This window comes from Verrucomicrobiota bacterium (genome assembly GCA_019247695.1).
Lineage (GTDB): Bacteria > Verrucomicrobiota > Verrucomicrobiia > Chthoniobacterales > JAFAMB01 > JAFBAP01.
Map to the genome: position 1 here is coordinate 1 of JAFBAP010000110.1, position 22,697 is coordinate 22,697.

The following is a 22,697-nucleotide window of genomic DNA, read 5'->3' on the forward strand; positions in this document are numbered from 1 at the left end:
CTAAGCGCTCGAGCGCCTCTTCGGCGTTGCCGTGCCAGAGCAGGTGCTTCACGCTCTCGAGCTGTTTTGCCACCTTTTCGCCGACCTCTGGCTGTTCGGCCTGGAGCGCCTTCCTTTGCTGCAGCAGCACGGTGAGCCGCATCGTGAGGTGGAACCAATCGATCAGATGCTCGCTGAATGGATGAAGGTACTCTTGCACCCGGCGGACATTCTCGCCGCCATCCGACATGAACACCACCTGCTGGTTTTCTTGCATTCCTTGCGCCTTCATCAGCTCCCACAAGCGCCGGCGGGGCTTTTCGTCGTAGGTTTGCACGAATCCGAAGCACTTCGCCCTCATCCTGCCGCCGGAAAGCAACGACGCTTTTGCCCGCGATCACCTCAAACCATCCCTGCTTGTGCGCCCCCCGGACGTAACCGCCATCGATGCCCACCGTGATCGGACCATCGGGTAGCGGCTGTTGTTCCCCCTCCTCTTCCGAGCCCTCGAACAGACAAACGGCTTCGTCGCCCAGCGCCTGCTCAATCCGCTCCGCGGTCGCGTGCAGATGATTGCGCACGGTCTCTGGATTCAAGGTCTCAGCAACGGGCAGCACGTCTTTCAGAAGCTGGGCCACCTTGGCGTAGGGAATCAGCGAGGCCCACTTCGTCTCCAAATACCGCAGCTCTGGACTGGCCTGTGCATTGAGCCAGTTTGTGGTGGGCCGAAACGTGTGGGGGCCCATGGACTGGCATGCACACCGATGCCAGCGGGGACTGGGCACATCGACGGGACCAAACACCGTCTTCACCTCGATGCTGCCTTGGCCTTTGCTCGTGTGCCGCTTGCCGCAATGCGGACAGGGACGCCGTCGTTCAAGCTCATCGGCGACTTGCTCCACGACCACGAAGTCTTGCACTCCCCGTAACAGCGCTTTGCTTTCCTCGAGACTGAGCCCGAGCGTCTCCATCGCTAGTCTACTGTCTCTCAGTTAATTGTGATTTCTTCTGGGGTACGCAACGCTGCCTCCCACGCCCGCTGAATTTTGGCCAGCACCGCTGCGCCGTCCGCCCGCCACACGTAGCGTTTGGGTGCCAGATCTCGCGCGCGATTTCGAACACCTGCTGGCGCCGCTCGGCAGCTTCGGAGACACAGATCACCTGCACGAGGAACTTCATAGCCGGCTCCTCCCGCGCCGAGCGAGCATCGCCAAACGCTCGTTGGCTTCTTGCAGGCTGAAACGGCCTGGTTGCAATGGCCCGTGCTGCTCGAGTCGCCGATCGACGCTCTGCCACCCCTTCCCAACGGCGTCTCGAAGCAAATCCCACGTGCTGGCTGGTTGATCGGGATGAGTAGCCACCAGCAACTGTATCGTTGCCTCAACAAGCGCCGGATCATTAACGGCCGCGCCCTGTTGTCGACGTTTGAGCATCAGCCGATAACCCCGACGCCCGCCGCAACCTTCCGGGGGCGGCGCACCGCGGTCGCCGAGGCCAAGCGGTTCTGGGTCTTCTGCCACGCCTTCCTGAATGTCCAGGACGCGGAGGTCCCATTCCCACAGGTCCAGGAAATCGTAGCGGTAGAGAAACTTCTCTTGGCGATGCAGGCGAAAGGCTCGCAGTGGCTTAGAGCGTGAGCGACGCCGGAAGCTGTTGAACTCCTGGCCGTGGATCCGAAAGGCGTACCCAAGCTGGCCGCCCCAGCCCAATACCTGCTGGAGGACGTCGTGCAAATCGGTCAGTTCCGTGTCGTCGCTTACAGGCGCATGAATTGATAATCGGGCGGCAGCAAAAGTTCAGGCTCACGCGGCCTTAAAGGGCGCCTTCAGGGTCTGGCCCCTGCGCCCACCGGTTCCGTCGAAGCATGAACAGCCACCGGTAGTTGCCTTGTTGCTCGCCTTTGGTGAAGATTTCGGCCCACCCCTCCAGGGGGCCATCTATGGGGCACGCCTCGCCGGTCCAGAGGAAGAACAGCAGGGTGTTCTCTCGGCGCAGCTCGGCGAGCGCCCACTGCCTGATGAGACGATAACGCACGTGGAAAGCCGCAAAGATCGCCATGAGCGCGGCGCCGGAATTGCCGTTGAAATACTCGAGCAGCCGTTCGTGCAACTCGGGCGTGTAGTCCTCCAGGTTGCGTAGGGTGCGGAGTTCGAGAATGCCGGGGTCAGCAGGGGTGTTCATGGGTATGGATAAGCAGGGTGATGTACACTTGAAGGCCGATCAGCGTGAAGGAGGGAAAAGAGAATTCTTTTCCCGATCTATAGCCGCCCCCTGCCGCCCGAGGTCCCGGTCACGGCGCCAAGGGAGGAACCCGGCAAATGGAGGGGACCCGCCGAAGGCGGGGCGTAGGCCGTTTAAGGAGGGTAACGACCTTGCGCCTGTCGGGCCGAGGCGGCCTAAATCCCCAACCAGGGCTACCCTCACGGGTGGGGCGTGAAACTAGGGAAAAGCCCCGAGGTCGCGTCGTGACCGCACCCCCGGTGCGGGAACTCAGGGCGCCAGGCGGCCGGCGCGAAGCTCATGCCCAGCGCGAGGATCGAGGCCACCCTGGCTTTTTCTCTTTCCAAGCCGTTTCCGGGTGAGGTCAGGGTCGATCAGGTGATTCTGGCTTTTGGGATTGTCGCGCTTTGAGAAAGGCGATGAGTTTTAACCCAATGGCCAGGGACGGTTCAGTCCGCCCGTTCAGCCAGTCAGTGATTCGGGACGGCTTTACCCCAAGGGCGTTGGCGAGTTCGATTCGCCGCCCGTATTTTTCTTCGCACCACTCCCGGACTTCTCCCAAAAGCTTGGCGACTTTCGGATCTGGTTTTCTCGGGAGTTTCGGCGGCATGTTGATGGCTGCCATTTAGGGCTCACTCGGACGTTTCCGAACTTGGAGGTTGTTGCGCTCTCAAGAATTTCTGGATTCGAAGCGCGATTCCTAACGACGGCGCCGACCTCCCTGCGAGCCACTCGCTTACCCGGCGTTCGTCCACGCCGAGCGTATTCGCCAGTTTTCTTTGCCGTCCGTACTTTGCCTTACACCACGTCCGCAGCTCGTTGATGAACTGTTCTACCTCGGGGTCGTGGCCTCGGGGGAGCTTGCGCGGCATGTTGGTGGCTGCCGGTTAGGGCTGATCGGGGGTTTCCGGATTCTGGGCTTGCTGCGTTTGGAGAAACCTCAGGATACGCAAGCCCATGCCGAGTGACGGCTCCGTTCTTCGTGCGAGCCAGTCATTTATCCGTTTCCTGTCAACTCCCAGGAAGCGCGCAATCTCGCTTTGGCGTCCATATTCTTGGTCGCACCAAGCCTTCAAATCGTCGAGCAGGCGGGTTACTTCCGGGTCGGGTTCCCTCGGGAGTTTTTTGGGTGACACCGCGGGAGTGTACGGAAGATGAGGACGGTCTTTCAATCCTCGGGCGGGATCAGTTTGGGTCACCATTTTCCTGGATATTCTTGGTTTGCTAAGAAAAGTACTTGCATTTGTCCTTATTATAAGGACAGTATGCCGTAGAAGCAAAACGGCCCGAGCTGGCGCAGTCAACGCCAAACCCGGGCCTAAACCGACCCATGAGGATAATTCATGCATCGATCGGCAATTCTTTGTAACGCCGTCCGTGCGGATGGCAACTTTAACGGTTCGCTAAAGGCGAATAATCCTAACGGCTGCCGTTTCCCCATCGGGAGCATCGTCGTCAGCAAGAACTTGAATTTTCTCCAGGTGACCGGCCCCCACAACCGCCCGGCGCCTGGCCGAGCGGGAATACGACACGGTAAAGTTCCACGACTTGGGCAAAGGCGTGGTGGTCGACTTACCCAGGTCGAACGCACGCCCGTCCCCGGCCTTTTTTTGCCCGGTTCGAAGTCCAAAAAAATCCGGCGCACCTATACCCCTTGGAACGGTTGGCCCTTGCCGAGCGGGCGTTTTGTCCCCACGGTGGTGTCCGATTCCAATAAGGCGTTTCTGTTCTCGATCGGGAACGTTGCTGTGGGCGCATTTTCAGGTTCCGCGCGAGAGGCTTGGGAGGAGGGAGACGGGCGATGAATCCTGGTATTTCCCTTTATCAGCCCGTCTCTTCTCTGGAAGGGAAGTCCCCTGACCCCCTCCGGTATAAGGTTGGGACGTCCTAACCTCCCCCCACTCGACGTTTTACCAAGTCATTTCTCCGGGCGTGGCTCGGCGGCTGAGGACGTTGATCGATTTTGAGCCGAACGTGTTCGACCTGGGTCGGGGCTTGCGGTTTGTTTTTCGGGGCCACGAAAACCCCCTTCCCGGGCTTTTTGACCCAAGCCGCCGTCCGGTCAAGGTTCGGCCCTCCTATGCCTTGTGGGACGGGCGGGATGTGGTCCAGGAGGTATCCCGGGGCGTTGAACTGGTTCGGCAAGCCGTCGAACCCGTGCAGGGGCGCTACCAGGCGTTTTGAAAAGCGGGGCGCGGTTGGCTGATCGCCCTTATAGCGGCGGCGGTAGCCCTCCTGGTGGCCGGTGCCTTGCTGGGGTACCACGCGGCCACCGAACGGTTCGAGGCACGGGTGGTCGGGACGGCCGGGACGGATCGCCTGCAGTCCATGCTGGCTCAGGTGGGCGGCTCGGCGCGGTACGCGGGCGGTGGCCAAGTCGTGCTGGACCCCGGCCGGCTTGCGGTGAGCGGCGCGAGCGTTCGGGACGGGAAAGCCGTCATCGCCCTCTCGTCTCCGGGGTTGACCCGGTGATTTACGGTAAGGCACAAAAGGGGGATGTATCGGTATTGTCTGTGATGCTATACGTTGTGTGGAAACCTGTCATTCCCATGAAAGCCCTCGTGCAAGAGCTTCAGACCTACCGAGAAAAATTGCCCAGCTTGCTCCCGGAGGAAGGCAAATTCGCCCTCATCCGCGGCGACAAAGTGGTCGGGACGTTCGACACCTACGCCGACGCCCTTGGGGAAGGCTACCGGCTTTTCAAGCTCGAGCCGTTCCTGGTTAAACAAATCCAGGCTGTTGAGCAGGCGCACTTCATCGCCGCCGCCTGAGTGGCCCTTCTGCTCTAAGCGTGCCGCACTTTACGCTTCAATTCCAAGCCGGCGGTCCGCCGTTGCAGCTTTTCGTCGGGGCAAGCCAACCCCGGCAACAGGCCTTGCAACAATCGGGCCTTGTCATCCCGCAGCCTGGTTGACACGGGGGGCCTCATCAACGGCGGTTGACCCGACGATCATTCAACAATTAGGGCTGCAATCCACCGGATCCATACCGATCGTCACCCCCTCGACGGATGCAACGGCGGTTCAGGTTAACACGTACGACGTCAGTTTGATCATCCCCCCTTGGCGCGGTAGGATCGACGTTTACGCTTGGCGCCATCCAGGTGTTCGAGTCATCGCTCAACGTTCAAGGTTTCCAGGCCCTGATCGGACGCGACGTGCTCAAGCATTGACTGCTCGTTTACGACGGCCGCAATAGCCTCTTCAGCTTGGCTTTCTAACGCAGGGGTCAATGCATGTCACCTCGCGCGAGACAAAACATGCAAAATATCGGTGCTGCGCTGCTGGGAATCCAGCTGGTCGAACACCATTTGGACGTTTGCCTTCACCTTGCCTTCCGGGACAAGGATCACCTTTCAGCTCAGGAGATAGAGAATTTAGGTCGCTTGGAACGTCACGAGACGCTCAGGAACCTGCTTAAACAACTCCGGGCCAGGACCACGGTGCCGACCCAACTTGACCTCGTTTTGAGCAAATTCCTGGATGAGAGAAATAAATTCGTGCACCGCCTCTTTGAGACTGGATTTCACCTGGACGAAGATCCGGGCGCCGCGTGCCTGGGACAATTTCTTGAGGAGATGATCAAAGAGACGCGCAGGCTGATTGAGCTCTTCACGGCGGTTCTGGACCATAAAATGGTACGCTCTGGGGCGCCCCTCGAGCAATGGCCTCCGGACGTTAAATGGCTCTTTGATGGCCCGATCCGGGATTAAGACGTTTTGGGAGCGGTGGAGGGTTGATGGATTTCCATTTTTCCAGGGGCGGCGCGAGGATTGGTTGTGCCCTCCCGCGAGAAGGCCTTGAGGGTTTTGGCGGGCTTTTTGCTTTGGCGAAGGTAAGGACAGCGGGCAGTTCCGCAGAATGTGCCGGAACGGCGAGGGGTTCTCACGGGAAAAATTCCTGGGGGTGGGGAGCGAGGCGAGGTGCCCGGCCGTCTGGGGCTGCGCCTCCATCCATTTGTGGGCGGTGCCCCAAAAAGAAGGCTTAAGATGTCTTGAGTAATCGGGTGCCAAGCCACCGGCCACGGGTGACACGACGGGCTCACTCGTGTTAAGCTTCCCGGCGTGGGCACCGGGACAAGGCGCGTGATTTTGAAGCGTTGGAGGGACAGACCAACGGCCGACATCCTGGCGTGCGTCCGCGTGTTGCTGTTCTACCTGGGCGTGCCCGTGCCCCCACCCGACCGGCACGGTCCGGTGCGGCCGTTGACGTCCATGGCGATGAATCAGGCCAAGGTGCTGCTGAACGTGCGCGGCAGGGCGGGCGCGTGGACGCTCAACCCGAAGTGGCGCGAACGGCTTGAGCTTGCGGGCGTTGACCCGGACGGCTTGCGGGTTATCGATGAACGCCGGTGGGCCTGGGCTTGGGTTTAGTTAAAGCGCGCCCACTTTCGAATCGGTGAACAGCATCGCAACATTGCGTTCGGGAAGCTACCGCCCGAGCCGGTGCCGGACAGTTACGAACGCAGCGCCATGGTCACGATCGACCGGTCAGAACCCCAACCCGAACCGGCGTTTGGCAGCACGCACCTGGGGCTGGCCGAGCGCATGGCGGCATTGCGGGGAACCTGGTAGCCGGGAAGAAAAAAAGGCGCCTGCCTAACCCCATTCACCGGCATCCAAGGGTGGACTTCGGGAGACACGGTAGCCGATTTGTTAGCAGGTTGAGCCGGAGCCCGTCGCTTGGAATGCGCAATATGCTGGCGATGAAAAGGTTGCGATAACCACGGTGAGGGCGGGATTCGAACCCGCGGTACCCTTTTGGGGTACAACGCTTTAGCAAAGCGCCGCTTTCGACCGCTCAGCCACCTCACCAGCGGGAGGGACCAAGGCTAACCGCACCCACCAGGGACGTCAAACGAAACCTCACCGGCCGGTACGGCAGGGCTTGTCTCGGTCACTTCATCAGGTCCAACCGGGCTGCGTACAGTTCGCCTTGCTTCCGCCACTTTCGACGCCAGGCTTTTTTGGTTATATTTTCTCGCCTGAGCGCTGATATGATTATACACCGGTTCTCCCACGCAAAGCTATGAGTTTGCGTTTGCTCGCTCTAGCCTGGCCCAGGTTGGGCAACGGGGCTGCGGGTACCGTCCACCTGGTACCGTCCCTGCCGTTGCCGGATGTCTTCTCGTGGCCGGTGGGGTTGGTCGTAGTCCTGGTCTGCCTTTTGGCCGGAGTGACCTGTTCCCGTGCGCTCGATGGCACCCGCGCGGTCTTCGCCAGGTCCGCCCCGGCTACCCTCCTGACCGGGATTGGCCTCGTGGCCGGCACTCTCCTGCTGTGCATCTTCCTTTTACTAACCGGTGTGGGAATCATCGGCCTGCCGGTCGTGGTCGGCATCGCCACCGCCTTCATGGTCGTCGGTAATGCGGCCATTTTCCGGTTTATCGGACAGCGGCTGGCCCCCGGCCTGTCTGCCCACCCCCGGGGTGACCTTCTGACGATATTGCTGGGCGCCCTGGTCTGCTGGGTGCTTTACTGCATTCCGCTCATCGGCTGGCTGGTCGGCGGCTTGGTTTCGACGGCAGGTTTGGGGGCGTTCGCCCTTTACTTGCTCGATTCAGTCGACCCGTCCCGGCGGCTCCGGCACCGCCTGCAGCGATATTACCCTAAACCGATACGGCGGCTGCCGGTCACCAAGCCCGATGCAACCCGACGGGCCGAGGCCGCACCCCTCGATCCCGTCACCCTGGCAATACCACGTGCAACGTTCTGGCCGCGCCTGCTTGCCAACCTGATCGACTTTGCCGTGGTCTATTCCCTTTTGTCCTTCCTCGGGATTACCCGTGTGCTTTTGCCGGCGTGGGTCTTTTACCGGTTCACAATGTACGTCTCACGCAGTGCCACCCTGGGGAACATCGCGCTTGGACTGGACGTGATCAAAGCCGACGGAAGTTTTCTGACCGGCGATTTTTCCACCTCCCTGGTCCGGGCCCTGGCCAGCTTGCTTTCTTTGCTGCCCTTCGGGCTCGGTTTTGTCTGGATCCTTATCGATCCGGAGAAGAACGCGTGGCACGACCGCATCAGCCGGACGTTCGTCGTGCAAATACAGTTGCCCCCAAAGCCGCGGACGCCCCGGCTTCCGGTGCAGGCACGGGCGGGTAACGCGTATCCGGCAGCAGGCAACGGGTAATCGAATCGACCCCGGTCGTTACGCCCTGAGGCGCCGGCGAACAAACAAAAACAGACTTAACCGCGTCCCGGGAAGGCCGAAATCAAAAGACAAACGTACTTAACCACTAATATACCATTGCCAAGTTGCATTCCGAAAGCGCGGCGGGCTGCAAGCCTGGCGCCCCTCCCTAATCCACATTCGCCCGGCTTTGCTTCTCTCATTGACCGCGCCCATGCAGGGCGATAGGAAACTGGCGCATCACTGTTGAATCTGCCCGACGTGCTCTGGACACCGAAAAGCGTTAACTGGCCTGCAGTCGAAGGCTCCCCCACCGTACTTGGCGTTTCGTACATTCCGGAGCAAAGGGCGTTGAACTTTGCGCTCTATTCCCGTTACGCCCAAAGGGTCACTTTGCTGCTTTACGGCGCGGATGATTTTGTGACGCCGCTGCGCGAGATCTGGCTGGTTCCGCTCGTGCACAAGACCAAACGGGTGTGGCACTACCGGGTGCCCGAAGATGAGCTCCAGGACGCGGTGTACTACGCCTACCGCGTCGATGGGCCTTCTCCCCAGGAGCCGTACTGCTGGCATAGCTTCGATCCCGAGAAAATTTTACACGACCCGTACGCGAAACGCATTTTCTTTCCGCCCGACTTCAGCCGTGAGGCGGCCAGGCAGAAGGGCAGCAACGCCGGACGCGCCCCGCTCGGGTTGATTCGCGCCCAGGATGAACCGTTTCAGTGGTCTCGGGGTCCCCGTCCACGGCGCTATTCGGATGCCGTGATCTATGAAATGCACGTGCGCGGCTTTACGGCGAGCCCGACCAGCGGCGTCGTGGCGCCGAAGGCCGGGACGTTTGCCGGGGTAACGGAGAAAATCCCGTTCCTCAAGGAACTGGGCGTTACCATCGTGGAGCTCATGCCGGTCTACCAATTCGACCCGCAGGAGAACAACTACTGGGGATACATGCCGCTCAACTTTTTCGCCCCTCACCTGGGATACGCGGCGGACCAGCAGCAGCCCCTGAGAGAGTTCAAGCAAATGGTCGACGCGCTGCATCAGGCCGGCATCGAGGTCATCCTGGACGTCGTCTATAATCACACGGCGGAAGGGGATCACAACGGCCCGGTTTATTCGTTTAAAGGCATCGATAACGCGAGCTTTTACCTGATGACCGATGAGCGGGCGCAACCGTACGCAAACTTTTCCGGGACAGGCAACACGCTCAACGTGAGCGACCCTTGCATTACGAGCCTGATTCTTGACAGCCTGCGGTACTGGGTCACGGAAATGCACGTGGACGGTTTCCGGTTTGACCTTGCGTCCATTCTGACCCGGCGGCCGGACGGTTCGATCGTGGATGACCCGGCGATCCTGGTCGCCATGCGCACCGATCCGATCCTGAGCCAGGTCCGAATGATTGCCGAACCGTGGGATGCCGGGGGCGCCTACCAGCTCGGCACGGCTTTTCCCGGCATGTTCTGGCACCAGTGGAACGGCAAATTCCGCGATGACCTGCGGCGGTTCGTGCGCGGCGATCCCGGCATGGTGCCGAGCGTCATGCAGCGGCTCTACGGCAGTGACGACCTGTTTCCTGACCGGATCGAAGAATCGCGCCGGCCATTCTACAGCATCAATTACGTCACCTCCCACGACGGTTTCACGTTGTATGACCTGGTTTCCTACAACGAACGCCATAACGAGGCCAACGGGCACGACAACACGGACGGTCCGTCGGATAATTACAGCTGGAACTGCGGGGGCGAAGGCGACGAGGTGTCCCCGGAAGTCTTCAAGTTGCGCCTGCAACAGGCCAAAAACCTGTTTTGCCTGCTCATGCTATCCAACGGTCTGCCCATGTTTATGGCCGGGGACGAATTCCTGCACACGCAGCAGGGCAACAACAACCCTTATAACCAGGACAACGAGATCAGCTGGTTGAACTGGAATCGCCTGCGCAAACACGCCGATTTTTTCCGCTTCTGCAAAGGTATGATCGCCTTTCGCAAGGCGCACCCGACGCTTTCGCGGAGCCGGTTCTGGCGGGAGGATGTCCGGTGGCGCGGGGTCGGCAACGCCGTCGATCTGTCGTTTCCGTCCCGATCGCTGGCGTTCTACCTGCAGGGTGGTGAATACGACGACGTTGACCTCTACGTGATGATCAACGCGTACACCGAACCCCTCACCTTCACGATCTGCGACGGTTTCTATAAACCTTGGTTCCGGGTCATCGACACCAGCCGGCCGTCACCGTTCGACATCCTGGAACCCGGCCACGAAAAGCAGGTCGCCGGTTCGCAGTACATTGTACCGGCGCATTCGGTCACGGTCCTGGCGCAGTGAGGCAGGCAGGGCCTGGGGGCGGCCGCGAGGGCACCTTCAAACGTCGCGCCGGACGGGTGGTGCGCTGCGGTCTGAGCCGGCTGATCTGCCGTGGTGACGCCGCCTCGTTCATTCAGGTCGGGCCGGTCAACATTAACTCTTCACACCGGAGCGGTGAACTCATAATTGATAATCGCAGCATTACGGAAGAGATATCGCTATGAGTCAACAAGCTGAACTCTCTTGGGACGGACACCAAGCCAAGCTCCCCCTGGTCGAAGGCACTCTCGGTGAGAAAGCCATCGATGTCAGTAAGCTTCGTGATCAAACCGGTCTGATCACCCTCGATGTCGGTTACGGGAACACCGGGTCCTGTCTGAGCGCCATCACGTTCATCGACGGAGATCAGGGAATCCTTCGTTACCGGGGGTTCCCGATCGAAGAACTGGCCGAACACTCGACGTTCATCGAGACCGCTTACCTCCTTATTTACGGGAAGCTGCCGACCGATTCCGGGCTGAAGTGCTTCTCCGATCTGCTTACCAAGCATGAACTGATCCACGAGGACATGAAGTTTCATTTTGAGGGGTACCCGCCCAACGCTCACCCGATGGCGATCCTCTCCTCAATGATCAACGCCGCCGGCTGCTACAACCCGCAGCTGCTCGCCCCCCAGGAGACCAAGGATTTTGACGATGAAACGGCGTTCCTCATTTCTCAAGTTCGTACGATTGCGGCGTTTGCTTACCGCAAGTCGCGCGGGCTGCCCTTCATTTATCCTGATCCGAAGCTCAAATATTCGGCAAATTTTCTGCACATGATGTTCTCCGAGCCGAACGCCGACTACGACCTGAAACCTGAAGTCGTGCGTGCGCTGGACCTGATTTTCCTGCTCCACGCCGACCATGAGCAGAATTGTTCAACGTCCACGGTACGAATGGTCGCGTCCAGCAAGGCCAACCTCTTCGCCAGCGCGGCCTCCGGCGTTTGTGCCCTCTGGGGACCGCTCCACGGCGGCGCAAACCAGGCGGTGATCGAAATGCTCGAACAAATCCGCCGCGAAGGCGATGACGGCTCCCGCTTCCTGCAAGCGGCCAAGGATAAAAAGAGCGGGCGCCGCCTGATGGGTTTCGGGCATCGCGTTTACAAGAACTACGATCCGCGGGCCAAGATCATCAAAAAACAGTGCGACGACTTGCTTGCCGCGCTGAAGATCGATGACCCGCTGCTGGATATCGCGCGGCAACTGGAGCAGACCGCCCTGCATGATTCGTATTTCATCGAGCGTAAACTCTATCCGAACGTCGATTTCTACAGCGGCATCATGATGCGTGCCCTCGGAATCCCGGTGGAGATGTTCACGGTGCTCTTTGCCATTGGCCGTATGCCGGGCTGGATCGCAAACTATCGCGAGGTCAGTGAGAGCCAGGGCGGACGCATCTGCCGTCCCCGGCAGATTTATACCGGCACACCACTTACCCACTACGTGCCCGTCGACCAGCGCAAAGACGGGTAAGCCGTCTGAAGGCCGGCCCGCCGGGGATGGCCGGCAAGCTATCCCCGGCAGCGGATTGGCAGTTTCCCGCTTCCTTCCCCACCCGCTTGCCCGACGATAATCTGAGGCGCCGGGGTGCCGTTACCCCGGCAGAAGGGATGATGACGATGAAGCCAGGCTTTTGCGGGCCTGTTCGATGGCGGCTTTACGCGTCGGGAAACCTCGCACAGGGTCGCGGCCCAGTAGCCAAAAACACCAACCGCCGGCGTGCATTCCGCTCAGGCGCCCCTTGAAGATATAAACCGTCCGGCCACAGATGCGATACTGCTGTGGCGAACGAGCTTCGTGCTTCATGGCATCACGCCGACGGTTAACGCATTAAGTCTCCACCTGCAGCAGGTATTTCTCCTGCAAGAGGGTACAAAAGACTTCCGTGCGACGGTATTGATGAGGCGTTCACGCGCGATTGTCAAAGCCTGTGTGAAAAAGGGGACGCATTTTTGATAATTTCCTTCCCTAAGCGGCACGCGGCGTGGAGTTCGGAGTTCGGAGCGGCAGAGAATGCCACAAATAAAGAGGCGCCGGGCGGCATGGCTTTCCGCCGTGTTCGCCGTGGCCCGCCGTGTTCGCCGTGTGAACTCTTACGTTGTGCCCGCCTTTTCGCCGTGCCCGCCGCGTGACCGTGTGAACTCTTACGTCGTGCCCGCCACCCCTGCCGTGTGACCGTAATCTGTGGAATCTGTGTAATCTGTGGATGTTTCCTCTTTTCTGCGTCCTTCTGCGTGTTCTGCGGATGATTCTGTCTTCCGGCACAGCCGGGCTCAGCGGTCTATGCGAACTTTCGCCCAGTGCGTAAAAAGGCAGCTATTTTCGACATTGACGGCACCCTGGTGGATTCGGTCGACATTCACGCGGAAGTCTGGCAACGGGTCCTCGCCAAGTTTGGCAAGAAGGTAAGTTTCACGGACGTCCGGAGCCAGATCGGTAAAGGTTCCGACACCCTGCTTCCCGAATTTTTGACCAAGGAAGAGCTGGAGCAAAAGGGAAAGGCGATTTCCGAGGACCGGGCAGAGCTATTCAAACGTGAGTACCTCAGCCGGGTACGGCCTTTTCCAAAGGTGCCGGATCTGCTGCGCCGGATTCGCCGTGAAGGGATCCGCATCGCCTTGGCCTCATCGAGCAAGGCGAACGAGGTGGCGCATTACAAAAAGCTCTGCGGCCTCGAGGACTTGGTGGATGCGGAGACGTCCGCCGACGAAGCGCAAAAATCGAAACCGCACCCGGACATTTTCGAAGCGGCGCTGGGGAAGCTGCCGGGCGTGGCGCCCGGTGAAGCGCTTACGGTTGGAGACACGCCGTACGACGCGGAAGCGGCGGCCAAAAGCGGGATTCAGACGATAGGCCTGCTCAGCGGCGGGTTTCCGGAAGAGGATATCCGTAAGGCAGGTGCGATCGCGATTTACCGCGACTGCGCCGATCTGCTGGAGCACTTTGAGTCCTCGCCGTTCATGGCTGAGTAAGGACAGGGACCCCCCGGGCCGGTTCAGGAACCGCGCCCGGCTGGAACCGGCCACGCTCCGGGATCATAAAAGCTATCGCTTATACTTCCTGGATGGCTTCCGCCAGTTCATCCCATTGTGCGGTGAGTTGTTTTAGGGTGCCGGTCACCTGCGCAAGTTCCAGCGCCGCCCGGCCAGCATCGGCTGCCTGGAGACGGTCGATAAGCGATTTCTGCCGGTCCTCCAACTCCAGGATTTCGGCTTCCACCCGGCTCAATTGTTCCTCCAGCGCCTTACGCCGACGGGAACGCTCCTGGCGCGCCTCGGCTTCCTGACGGCGGCGCTCCTTCTCACTCGTGCGCGCCCCGCGCGAAACCGGAAGTTCAACCGGATCCGGTTCGCCACGGGCGCTCTCGGCATCCGCCCGTTCCGCCGCGAGGCGATCCTGGAAGTATTCGTAACCGCCCGGGTAAAAGCGGACTCGCTCTCCATCGAGGTAAAGGACGGAGGTCGCCAGTTGTTGGGTCAGGTAAAGGTCATGGCTCACGAAGACCATCGTACCGTCGTACTGCCGCAACGCGGCCACCAACGCCTCGACGCTCTGGATGTCCAGATGGGTGGTGGGTTCGTCCAACAACAAGAAATTGGGTGGATCGAGAAGCAATTTCACCAGAGCCAGACGGCTCTTTTCACCGCCGCTGAGCGCTGAGACCGGTTTGAATGCATCTTCTCCCTGGAAAAGGAATGCGCCCAGCACATTTCGTGCGGCCGCCTCAGCAGGCGAACGCGACAGATCAAGCGCCTCCTCCAGGACAATGCGGTCAGGATGAAACATCTCCATCCGTTGTTGGGAGAAATAGCTCAGCTCGACGTTATGCCCCACCTTCCGCTCGCCGCTGCTCAGCGGCAGCGAACCCGCCATCAGTTTGAGCAGGGTGGATTTGCCGGTGCCGTTCCGGCCCAGCAACGCCAATCGCTGGCCACGGGGGATTTCCAGCGTCAGATCCCGGAAGAGCACCCGATCGCCATAGTTGAAGCCGGCGCGATTCAGGCGCAGCACTTCCGCGCCGCTGCGGCGCGGTTGCGGGAATTGGAAAGCGATCCCGGCCGCCTGAGCCTCCGGTGCGTCAAGGGTCCGAATCTTTTCAATCTGTTTTAACTTGCTCTGCGCTTGGGACGCCTTACTCGCCTTGGCCCGGAATCGGTCCACGAATGTCTGGAGCCGCTCCACTTCGCGTTCCTGGTTGCGATAGGCGGCCGCGAGTTGCTCCCGGCGCGCCGTCTTCTGGCCCAGATAGGCGTCGTAATCGCCTTTGTACTGGGTCAAAGTCCCGCGTTCCAACTCGATGATCCGCGTCACCAAACGATTCAGAAAGGTCCGGTCGTGCGAAATGATCAGCAACGCGCTCCGGCTGCTTTGCAGGTACTGCGTAAGCCAGGTAACCGAGTCGAAGTCAAGGTGGTTGGTAGGCTCATCAAGAAGCAGCAGATCCGGTTCACTGACCAGTAGACGGGCCAGGTGAGCCCGCATGACCCAGCCGCCGCTCAACTCGCGTGCCTCACGCCCGAAGTCGGTTTGCTGAAACCCCAGGCCGCGCAGGATGCGTTTGGCTTCCGCCTCCCGGGCCGGATCATCAATCAGGTCTTCCGCTTCCGGGGTTCCCGAAGCGTGTAAGGCATCCCTGCCCGCACCGGACAAAGCCATCTCCAGAACGGTTTCGGCAGATGCAGGCGCACTTTCCTGCGGGAGATAGCCGAGGGTGGCGCCGCGGTCGCGAGTCACCTCACCGGCATCGGCTTCCTCCAACCCCCCGATAATCTCGAGCAGGGTTGATTTGCCCGCCCCGTTCGGACCAACCAATCCGATCCGGTCACCAGGATTAACCTGGAAGGAAATCGCCTGGAACAGGGCATCGCCCCCGAACGCCTTGCTTAAACCCGTTACCGTCAACATTTAAAATGCCAGAAGCCGAAAAACGCCGCGAATGCCACAAATGAAAAGGAAGTGGCGGCATCTTACGCCAGTTTCGACGTCTGTGCCTCTCTAGTACGGTCACACCGCAGAAAAGGAACTCATCCCCGCCGTGTGACCGCGTGAGCGAACGTCGAACCGCCTTTGGCACCTGTTACGATTTACCCTCTACTCCTTCGTGGCCTTGAGGTGTTCCTGAAATTTTTTCACCTTCGGAGCGACCACCAGCCGGCAGTACCCCTGGTTGGGATTTTTGGCGAAATAGTCCTGGTGATAGTCTTCCGCCGCGTAAAAGGCTCGCAACGGAACGATCTCGGTCACGATCGGGTCCGGCCAATCCTTCTGGGCTTCGGCTTTCATCCGTTCGGCGATGGCTTTCTGCCCGTCATCCGCATAAAGGATGATCGACCGGTACTGGGCGCCTTCATCCGCCCCCTGACGGTTCAACGTCGTGGGATCGTGCGCGTGGAAAAACTTTTCCAGCAACGCCTGATACGAAACGACGGAGGGATCGAATTCAACCTGGATCACCTCGGCGTGACCGGTTTGCTCGCTGCAAACCTGTCCATAGGTGGGATTGGCGGTGTGGCCGCCAGCGTAGCCGCTGGTAACCTTTTTCACCCCATTGACCAGCTTGAATTGTGCGTCCAAGCACCAAAAGCAGCCGCCGCCAAAAACGGCCGTCTCCGTTTTCTGAGGTTTCTGGGATGTAGTCATATCGGCAAAACAAACTGCTGCCGGACCAAACAGGCAAACGATAAGCAGCAGGCGAAGGGATGCGCGCATCGAAGTTCGTTATTTGAAAAGCTTCTCGTACTCGCCGTACCCCTCCTCAGCGAGCTTTTCCCGGGGAATGAACCGCAACGACGCTGAATTTACGCAGTACCGCAAGCCCGTCGGCTCGGGTCCATCGTCGAACAGGTGACCGAGGTGGGAATCACTACCGGCGCCCCGGACCTCAGTCCTGATCATGCCGTGAGAAATATCCCTCTTTTCGGTCACGGCTTCTTCCTTGAGGGGGCGAATAAAACTCGGCCACCCGGTGCCTGAATCGAATTTGTCGGTCGAGCTGAAAAGCGGTTCACCCGAAATTACGTCGACGTAGATCCCTTCAGCGTGGTTATTCCAATACTCGTTACGAAAGGGCGGCTCAGTGCCGTTCTGGCACGTAACGCGGTACTGCTCAGGTGTAAGCTTTTGTTTGAGTTCTTGATCGGACGCTTTGTTCATATCGGAAAGTCTGGGTAAAGCGATCTGGCCGGCAACCGTTGCCATCCCGGCTGGGCAATCAATCTGACGCCAAGCCGGCCAAAAAGCGAATTTTCTAGGATGCGAATCCTGCCGTATGAGATAGCGCCGGCCGCAAATATTCCCGGGATCACATTTCGGACGGCTTGACGCCGGATTGTCTGCTGACAAAGACGCCGGCGTTGTTCTAAATTTGTCAGATGCGAATTCTCCCTGGACTTCTCGCCCTGGTTACGACCGTCTCAGCCCTGGCGGCACCTGCAACGACTGAACCGCCGACGTTTCATGTCCGGTCTCAGGGCGGCGACCGAGTGTATCACTTTGAAATTCCGGCCGGCCGGAGCAGTACCGGCCAGCCGATCTCGCAGCAGCAGGCCATGCTGGCGGCGCTCCAATGGGCAAAAGGGTTCTACAGCGCTACCAACGTGAAGGTAACCTCGATCCAGTATCAAAACGGGCCGAACCCATATTACCTGGCTGAATTGACCGGCGATACGGGAGGCTCCTCTCAGATCCTGTACGCGGCGGTGTTGCCGGACGGCAAAATCGCCCGTCCTGTTGCAGGCCCGGCCCCGAGCGAAAGGAACGTGGGCGGACCGGCAAAGAAAAAGGGTCATAAAGTGGACCAGCACAATGCCTGAGGACTCCACCTGCCGGACTCCGCAGGCTGCCATCCCAAAAGGTCCTTTCCGATCGAGAATCGGTTAAACGACGGCGGCCGGCCCTCCAGGGCCGGCCGCGGTTTTCTGTTCAGTTCTGATGGGGTTGCGGCCGCAGATCAGGGGCACGCCTACATCTTGGAAGCTTTCTCGCCGTGGCTGAGCTGTTGGGCCATGTCGAGGTGATGCTTCACGATGGGCTCAACGGTTGCGACAAATTCCTTCAGTTTCGCGTCCTGGACTTTGCCGGACGCACTCTGAAACGCCTGGAGAGTACTTTGATGGTCAGCAACCATCGTCTGCATATACGCCTTGTCGAAGGCTTTGCCTGACTTGCCTTCCAACGTCCGGTACTTCGCATCGTTCGCCGGACCCGGGTTTTCAGGTATCGCCACGTTGTGGCGCGCTGCGATCGGCTTCAAAAGGGAGGTCGACTTGGTATGGTCGGTGACCATCATCTCCGCAAACTGCTTGATCTGCGGATCGTTGCTCTTCTGCAGAGCCAACTTAGAGAGTGTAATTTCCGTCTCATCGCTCTTCGCCGCCTTGAGCACGAACTTCTGCTCTTCCCCCGTCAGACCTTGTGCAGCTAGACCGAGCGCAGCAAAACAGATGGTAAGGGCCGTTGTTAAGATTGTCTTTTTCATACCTGATTGGGTTATTTCTTAAATTAGATCGCAATCTTTTACGGCACGGTTCCTCGCCGTGATCATTGCTGATGCTCAACTAGGGAACGGCCCTGAAAATTTTTTTTGCAGCCCGGGTACGCAGCGCCGGGATGTGGGCCTAGCGCGAAACTGGGAAAAGCAACCAAGGACTTACCTATGCCTCGAGGTGCCAGTCCCAAGCGAGAACGGGAGTATAACGAGCTTAAGGAAAAATTTCACGAGGAGGGCCGCTACGAGGGTCGCGAGGAGGAAGTGGCCGCTCGCATCGTCAACAAGCAACGCGCTGAGAAGGGCGAGACGAAACAGCAAACCGCCGATAAGACAAAGGCGAAGAGCGGCTCGCCCCCAAGTGCCAAAAGCGGGTCGGCTTCTTCCAAAAAGCCGGGAACGCGAAAAAAATCGGCCTGAGCCGCCTTGCTGCGGCTATGTCCCTTAGGCTTAATCGCCGGTCTGCATGCTCCGCCTGGCATCAGCCAGAACCGCGCCCGGCCGGAGCCTGCTTTTATCCTGTTTTGGGTGGCACCGGCTCGCTTTGCGAAGCCCTCTCCGGGTTGCCGCTCTCGAGCGGCCTCAACAGCCCATTTGCCGTATTTGGTGAGAAAACGGGCGTGATGTTCAGCCAGGATCTGCTGGACCTTTTCAACCTCTGCGTCACTCTCGGTCACCACCGCCAGCACCGTCCGGCCTCGCTCGAGTTCCTGCTTGTACTGCTGCATGTACGGGTTGTCCTGGTCTCCAAAATCCAGGCCGAAGTGGCTTAACTTTGCCCAGAAGCCTTCCTCCCCGGTCGCATCCGCGAGTTTCCCGGCATCCGCGGCTCCCTGCAGCAAACCTACTTTTTCGGGTCCGAAGCCCCCCTCGTTGAGGTGCGAAGCGGCATGGCCGGCATCAGGTGATTTATCAAACACCGCATACACCTGATTCTGCGGATGACCTAACGAACGTTGGCCTTCAAAATTCCTGGCGTTTTCCATCGTCACTTCCGGGTCGTTTTCCGGGGGGAACGGCAACAACCGCCGGATGGAGCCGTCTCGGCCACATCGCAACGCGTCCGCAAATGGTGACGGGAACGGTTTTACGGCTAAGCCCTGGAGCGTTGGCACCGTTTCGGAGCGCCCGTCGCGGGCTCATTTTTCGGGCAGAACGCAAAATCCAGTACCTGCGAATCCCGCGAAGTTCATGAGGTGTCCTCGACAGAGACACCACAAACCACTCGCGCCGGTCATCCCGTTCTGGACCGACAACTTGCGATGCAAGTGTAACCGCGCGAGATGGTCGGGGGACCGTCCCGCTCCAGCGGGTCGGCCCCTCGCACCCCCCGGGTAAGAATGCCACAAATCAAGAGCTCACACGGTCACACCACGGGCACGGCGGGTATGGCGGGCACAACGTAAGAGTTCACACGGCGACCACGGCGGGAAGATAGAATCATCCGCAGAACACGCAGAAGGACGCAGAAAAGAGGAAACCTCCACAGATTACACAGATTGACACAGATTAAGGACCCGTGGGGCGAAGCCGCTCCGAACTTCGAACTTTACCCGACACCCGACACCCGACACTCACTGTCATTTCTGGCATTTTCTGCAGGTCCGCGGCGGTGCGTTCGATCACGTCCCGCCATTCTCCGGCCACTGTTTGGCGATAGAGGCGCATCGTCGGGTACCACGGGCTGTCGTCCCGATCCCGGAACCAACGCCAATCGGCTTCTGCATGCAGCAAGGTCCAGACTGGTTTTGCCGAAGCGCCTGCCAAATGGGCCACCATCGAATCGATGGTGATCACCAGGTCGAGTTCGGCCACAAGGGAACCGGTCGCGGAGACGTCCATGGTTTCATCCCCGAGGTTCTCAAACCTGAATCCGGCTTGAGCGATTTGTGCAAGGGCCGGGCCACGCTGCAGCTGCCAGAAGCGGATTCCCGGCACATTCTGCAGGGGCGCCAACGCGGCCAGGGGCACGTGGCGGCGGGCGTCGTAATCGCCTCCGGCCCAGCACAAGCCGACATTTCGATGCCCGTCGTTCGGCACCCGGCCGGCCGGTTCTGTCCAGAGGTAAGGTACGGTCTGCGGGATCGACGCCAGGGTGGTCCGCAGGGCATACGGCAACTCCGTGGATTCGATCTGGACAAACTCCGGGCCGATCCGTCGCCCTTCGTCGATCACGACAAGCTCATCAATTCCCGGCACCTTCGCGAACAGCCGGTGCAATTCGTCCGGGGCCTCAACGATCAGCCGGGTGCAGCGCGCACGCACGGGGGCCGCGTAGCGGATGTAATGGATTGCGTCGCCCAGCCCGCGCCAGCATTTAAGCCAGACGTCTGCGCCTGAGAGCGGGCGCCCGTCCCAGATCGGGCGGAAAAACCGGGGCAGGTGCGACAGGTCGACGCGGGCATGCAGGAGGCGGTCACTTTGCCGCCAGGCTTGCTCGAGGTCCCCGGCCATGGCATGCTGCCACCAGAGACGGCCGACTTCCTCCTGGAGTGCCTGATGGTCCATGCGGATGAGAGGCGACATACTTAACCGAGTCAGAACGTCAAGGTTCCGCGTCGCCAATGGGACGGCCACCTGATAAATCGGACAGAGATTATCCCTACCGTCTCGCCGGATGAACCTCGCGATCTTGTCGTGCTTGTACCCGCAGTTGCCAGTCCCATGCACGTTTCGATTTTCGGCCTCACGATCTCGTCTTCCTGGGGAAACGGGCACGCTACGCTCTGGCGGGGTCTCTGCCGCGGTTTGGCGGAGCGCGGACATCAGGTTACTTTCTTTGAACGTGACGTACCGTACTACGCGCAGCACCGTGATCTGCAGCACTGGCCCGATGGAGAACTTCAGCTTTACCCATCCTGGGAACAGCTTGTTCCAATAGCGCGGGAGCGCCTGGCGCGTTCCGGCGCGGTTATCATCACTTCGTTCTGTCCTGACGCCAATCCGGCCCTGGAATTGGCGGAGACGTACCCCGGCCTAAAGAAGGCGTTTTACGACATGGATACGCCGGTTACGCTGCAAAGCCTGGCCGAAGGTAAAGAGGTGGCTTACCTGCCGCCGGACGGTCTTCGTCGGTATGATACGGTGCTGAGTTTCACGGGGGGCCCGGTCCTCAACGCGCTGGTTGAGCGCCTGAGGGCGCGCGACGTTCACGTCCTTTTCGGCCACGCTGACCCCGAGGTGCATCGTCCGGTAGCCCTCAACGCCGCCTACCGTTCGGACCTGTCTTACCTGGGTACGTTTGCCGCCGACCGCCAGCCCGCCTTGGAGCGTCTCTTTGTGGCGCCGGCGAAACAATGCGTCGAAAAGAAATTCCTGCTGGCCGGCTCGCTCTACCCGGCTACGTTTCCCTGGACACCGAACATTTATTTTATTCCCCACCTCGCGCCGCCGGATCACCCGGCGTTTTTCAGCTCTTCGGCGCTTACTCTGAACGTGACCCGCCGCGCCATGGCGGAAAACGGCTATTGCCCACCAGGCAGGCTGTTCGAGGCGGCCGCGTGCGGGGCGCCGATCCTGTCCGACGTGTGGGATGGGCTGGAACGATTCTTCCTGCCGGGTAAAGAGATCCTTCTGGCCGAGACGACCGAGGATGTGCTTGCCGTCCTGAGCCTTCCACCGGCAAGCTTGCAACAAATCGGCGAAGCCGGCCGCCTGCGGGTGCTCAAGGAGCACACCTCGCAGGCCCGGGCCCGCGATTTGGAACAGATCCTTTTCGCATAAGATAGAACACGGACCTATGTGGGGCATCATTCCAGCTGCAGGCGAAGGTAAACGCATCCAGCCATTGGCTTTTTCCAAAGAGTTACTGCCGGTCGGCGCCACGTTAGCTGCCTCGTCACGTAATGCGCCCCGTGCGGTCAGCGACTTCATTGTCGAACGCATGGCGTGCGGGGGCGTTCACACCATCTCGTTTGTGATTTCCCCTTACAAAACCGATATTCTCCGTTACCACGGCGCGGGCCGGGACAACGTGCGTTACGTCTATCACGTGCAAGGGACGCCTAACGGGTTATGCGACGCAGTCTTCTGCCCCGCACCACTGATCCCGGCAGCCGAAACGGTACTCATCGGATTACCCGATACCGTTTGGTTCCCGATGGATGGTTATCGCCAGCTTCCTGACGGCACGCTCTCCTTTCTGCTTTTCCCGGTGCAGTCGCCGTGGAATTTCGACGTGGTTAATACCGCTGAGAACGACGAAGTGCAAAGCATTCAGGTGAAAGATCCGCAAGCGCGTAATCCATGGATCTGGGGGGCGATCAAAATGCCGGGGCACGTCTACCACGCGCTGCACCAGTTGTGGGAGCGGCGCCGGCGCATGGATGAGTACCTTGGCACGCTGGTCAATGAATGGCTGGCCCAGGGTGAGAAGGCGGTTGGAATCCGGGCCGGGACGCAATATCTCGACGTGGGGACGATCGAAGGTTTTCACCAGGCATGCGGCCTGTTGGGCGCTAACCATCAACCCTCGCCCGCGTCGACGGTGACCCAAGGCCCTGAATTGACGGAGCATGCACCGAGGTAGGATTGT

The 22,697-nt window shown here is 59.8% G+C and carries 24 protein-coding genes and 1 tRNA gene; 12 read left to right on the top strand and 13 right to left on the bottom strand.

Annotated elements, in window-relative coordinates:
• From JO015_12600 to JO015_12625, 6 genes are all read right to left on the bottom strand, one after another.
• On the bottom strand, positions 1-316 hold a 316-nt coding region (locus tag JO015_12600), incomplete at its 3' end, for an ISKra4 family transposase (GenBank protein ID MBV9999937.1).
• Positions 317-1,154: 838 nt separating this feature from the next.
• Positions 1,155-1,712, bottom strand: a complete 558-nt coding sequence (locus JO015_12605) for a hypothetical protein (GenBank protein ID MBV9999938.1) — start codon at positions 1,710-1,712, stop codon at positions 1,155-1,157.
• Positions 1,713-1,791: 79 nt separating this feature from the next.
• Positions 1,792-2,160: a hypothetical protein gene (locus JO015_12610; GenBank protein ID MBV9999939.1), complete on the bottom strand. Its 369-nt coding sequence runs from the start codon at positions 2,158-2,160 to the stop codon at positions 1,792-1,794.
• A gap of 403 nt (positions 2,161-2,563) precedes the next feature.
• The gene (locus JO015_12615) at positions 2,564-2,824 is read right to left on the bottom strand and encodes a helix-turn-helix transcriptional regulator (protein ID MBV9999940.1); all 261 of its coding nucleotides are present in this window, start codon (positions 2,822-2,824) and stop codon (positions 2,564-2,566) included.
• A 7-nt stretch (positions 2,825-2,831) separates the two neighbouring features.
• On the bottom strand, positions 2,832-3,071 hold the full coding sequence (locus JO015_12620) for a helix-turn-helix transcriptional regulator (protein ID MBV9999941.1): 240 nt from the start codon (positions 3,069-3,071) through the stop codon (positions 2,832-2,834).
• 15 nt (positions 3,072-3,086) lie between these two features.
• Positions 3,087-3,335 carry a helix-turn-helix transcriptional regulator gene (locus JO015_12625; GenBank protein MBV9999942.1) on the bottom strand — a complete coding sequence of 83 codons (249 nt, stop codon included), beginning with the start codon at positions 3,333-3,335 and terminating at the stop codon, positions 3,087-3,089.
• 796 nt (positions 3,336-4,131) lie between these two features.
• Between JO015_12625 and JO015_12630 the strand changes: the two genes are divergently transcribed.
• The 5 genes from JO015_12630 to JO015_12650 all read left to right on the top strand — a co-directional run bounded on the left by JO015_12630 (position 4,132) and on the right by JO015_12650 (position 6,571).
• Positions 4,132-4,383 (top strand): hypothetical protein, encoded by a 252-nt coding sequence (locus tag JO015_12630; protein ID MBV9999943.1) that lies wholly within the window; start codon positions 4,132-4,134, stop codon positions 4,381-4,383.
• A gap of 54 nt (positions 4,384-4,437) precedes the next feature.
• Entirely contained in the window at positions 4,438-4,671 is a 234-nt protein-coding gene (locus JO015_12635; GenBank protein ID MBV9999944.1) for a hypothetical protein, read from the top strand.
• A gap of 56 nt (positions 4,672-4,727) precedes the next feature.
• On the top strand, positions 4,728-4,970 hold the full coding sequence (locus JO015_12640) for a hypothetical protein (protein ID MBV9999945.1): 243 nt from the start codon (positions 4,728-4,730) through the stop codon (positions 4,968-4,970).
• A 488-nt stretch (positions 4,971-5,458) separates the two neighbouring features.
• Positions 5,459-5,911: a hypothetical protein gene (locus tag JO015_12645; protein ID MBV9999946.1), complete on the top strand. Its 453-nt coding sequence runs from the start codon at positions 5,459-5,461 to the stop codon at positions 5,909-5,911.
• A gap of 372 nt (positions 5,912-6,283) precedes the next feature.
• Complete coding sequence (locus JO015_12650) at positions 6,284-6,571, top strand: hypothetical protein (protein ID MBV9999947.1); 288 nt, start codon at positions 6,284-6,286, stop codon at positions 6,569-6,571.
• A 353-nt stretch (positions 6,572-6,924) separates the two neighbouring features.
• Here the strand turns inward: JO015_12650 and JO015_12655 are convergent.
• Positions 6,925-7,012 (bottom strand) — tRNA-Ser (locus JO015_12655).
• 214 nt (positions 7,013-7,226) lie between these two features.
• Here JO015_12655 and JO015_12660 point away from each other — a divergent pair.
• The 4 genes from JO015_12660 (at position 7,227) to JO015_12675 (ending at position 13,649) form a co-directional block, all read left to right on the top strand.
• Positions 7,227-8,330 carry an RDD family protein gene (locus JO015_12660; protein MBV9999948.1) on the top strand — a complete coding sequence of 368 codons (1,104 nt, stop codon included), beginning with the start codon at positions 7,227-7,229 and terminating at the stop codon, positions 8,328-8,330.
• Positions 8,331-8,582: 252 nt separating this feature from the next.
• Entirely contained in the window at positions 8,583-10,655 is a 2,073-nt protein-coding gene (gene glgX, locus JO015_12665; GenBank protein MBV9999949.1) for a glycogen debranching protein GlgX, read from the top strand.
• A gap of 199 nt (positions 10,656-10,854) precedes the next feature.
• Complete coding sequence (locus tag JO015_12670; protein MBV9999950.1) at positions 10,855-12,150, top strand: citrate synthase; 1,296 nt, start codon at positions 10,855-10,857, stop codon at positions 12,148-12,150.
• Between the two features lie 827 nt (positions 12,151-12,977).
• Positions 12,978-13,649, top strand: a complete 672-nt coding sequence (locus tag JO015_12675) for an HAD family hydrolase (protein ID MBV9999951.1) — start codon at positions 12,978-12,980, stop codon at positions 13,647-13,649.
• A 79-nt stretch (positions 13,650-13,728) separates the two neighbouring features.
• Here the strand turns inward: JO015_12675 and JO015_12680 are convergent, their stop codons facing one another.
• The 3 genes from JO015_12680 to msrB all read right to left on the bottom strand — a co-directional run bounded on the left by JO015_12680 (position 13,729) and on the right by msrB (position 16,830).
• Complete coding sequence (locus JO015_12680) at positions 13,729-15,582, bottom strand: ATP-binding cassette domain-containing protein (GenBank protein MBV9999952.1); 1,854 nt, start codon at positions 15,580-15,582, stop codon at positions 13,729-13,731.
• A 186-nt stretch (positions 15,583-15,768) separates the two neighbouring features.
• On the bottom strand, positions 15,769-16,317 hold the full coding sequence (gene msrA, locus JO015_12685) for a peptide-methionine (S)-S-oxide reductase MsrA (protein MBV9999953.1): 549 nt from the start codon (positions 16,315-16,317) through the stop codon (positions 15,769-15,771).
• 78 nt (positions 16,318-16,395) lie between these two features.
• On the bottom strand, positions 16,396-16,830 hold the full coding sequence (msrB, locus tag JO015_12690) for a peptide-methionine (R)-S-oxide reductase MsrB (protein ID MBV9999954.1): 435 nt from the start codon (positions 16,828-16,830) through the stop codon (positions 16,396-16,398).
• Between the two features lie 218 nt (positions 16,831-17,048).
• Here msrB and JO015_12695 point away from each other — a divergent pair, with 218 nt between their 5' ends.
• Entirely contained in the window at positions 17,049-17,489 is a 441-nt protein-coding gene (locus tag JO015_12695; GenBank protein ID MBV9999955.1) for a hypothetical protein, read from the top strand.
• A gap of 149 nt (positions 17,490-17,638) precedes the next feature.
• Here the strand turns inward: JO015_12695 and JO015_12700 are convergent, their stop codons facing one another.
• The 3 genes from JO015_12700 to JO015_12710 all read right to left on the bottom strand — a co-directional run bounded on the left by JO015_12700 (position 17,639) and on the right by JO015_12710 (position 20,689).
• Entirely contained in the window at positions 17,639-18,154 is a 516-nt protein-coding gene (locus tag JO015_12700) for a DUF4142 domain-containing protein (GenBank protein MBV9999956.1), read from the bottom strand.
• Positions 18,155-18,405: 251 nt separating this feature from the next.
• Complete coding sequence (locus JO015_12705; protein ID MBV9999957.1) at positions 18,406-19,149, bottom strand: hypothetical protein; 744 nt, start codon at positions 19,147-19,149, stop codon at positions 18,406-18,408.
• Positions 19,150-19,672: 523 nt separating this feature from the next.
• Positions 19,673-20,689, bottom strand: coding sequence for an ADP-heptose--LPS heptosyltransferase (locus JO015_12710; protein MBV9999958.1), 1,017 nt, complete (start codon positions 20,687-20,689; stop codon positions 19,673-19,675).
• A gap of 138 nt (positions 20,690-20,827) precedes the next feature.
• Here JO015_12710 and JO015_12715 point away from each other — a divergent pair, with 138 nt between their 5' ends.
• Together JO015_12715 and JO015_12720 are read left to right on the top strand one after the other, a co-directional pair.
• Positions 20,828-21,886: a glycosyltransferase gene (locus JO015_12715; GenBank protein MBV9999959.1), complete on the top strand. Its 1,059-nt coding sequence runs from the start codon at positions 20,828-20,830 to the stop codon at positions 21,884-21,886.
• A 16-nt stretch (positions 21,887-21,902) separates the two neighbouring features.
• On the top strand, positions 21,903-22,691 hold the full coding sequence (locus JO015_12720) for a nucleotidyltransferase family protein (protein ID MBV9999960.1): 789 nt from the start codon (positions 21,903-21,905) through the stop codon (positions 22,689-22,691).
• The last annotated feature ends 6 nt before the right edge of the window (positions 22,692-22,697 follow it).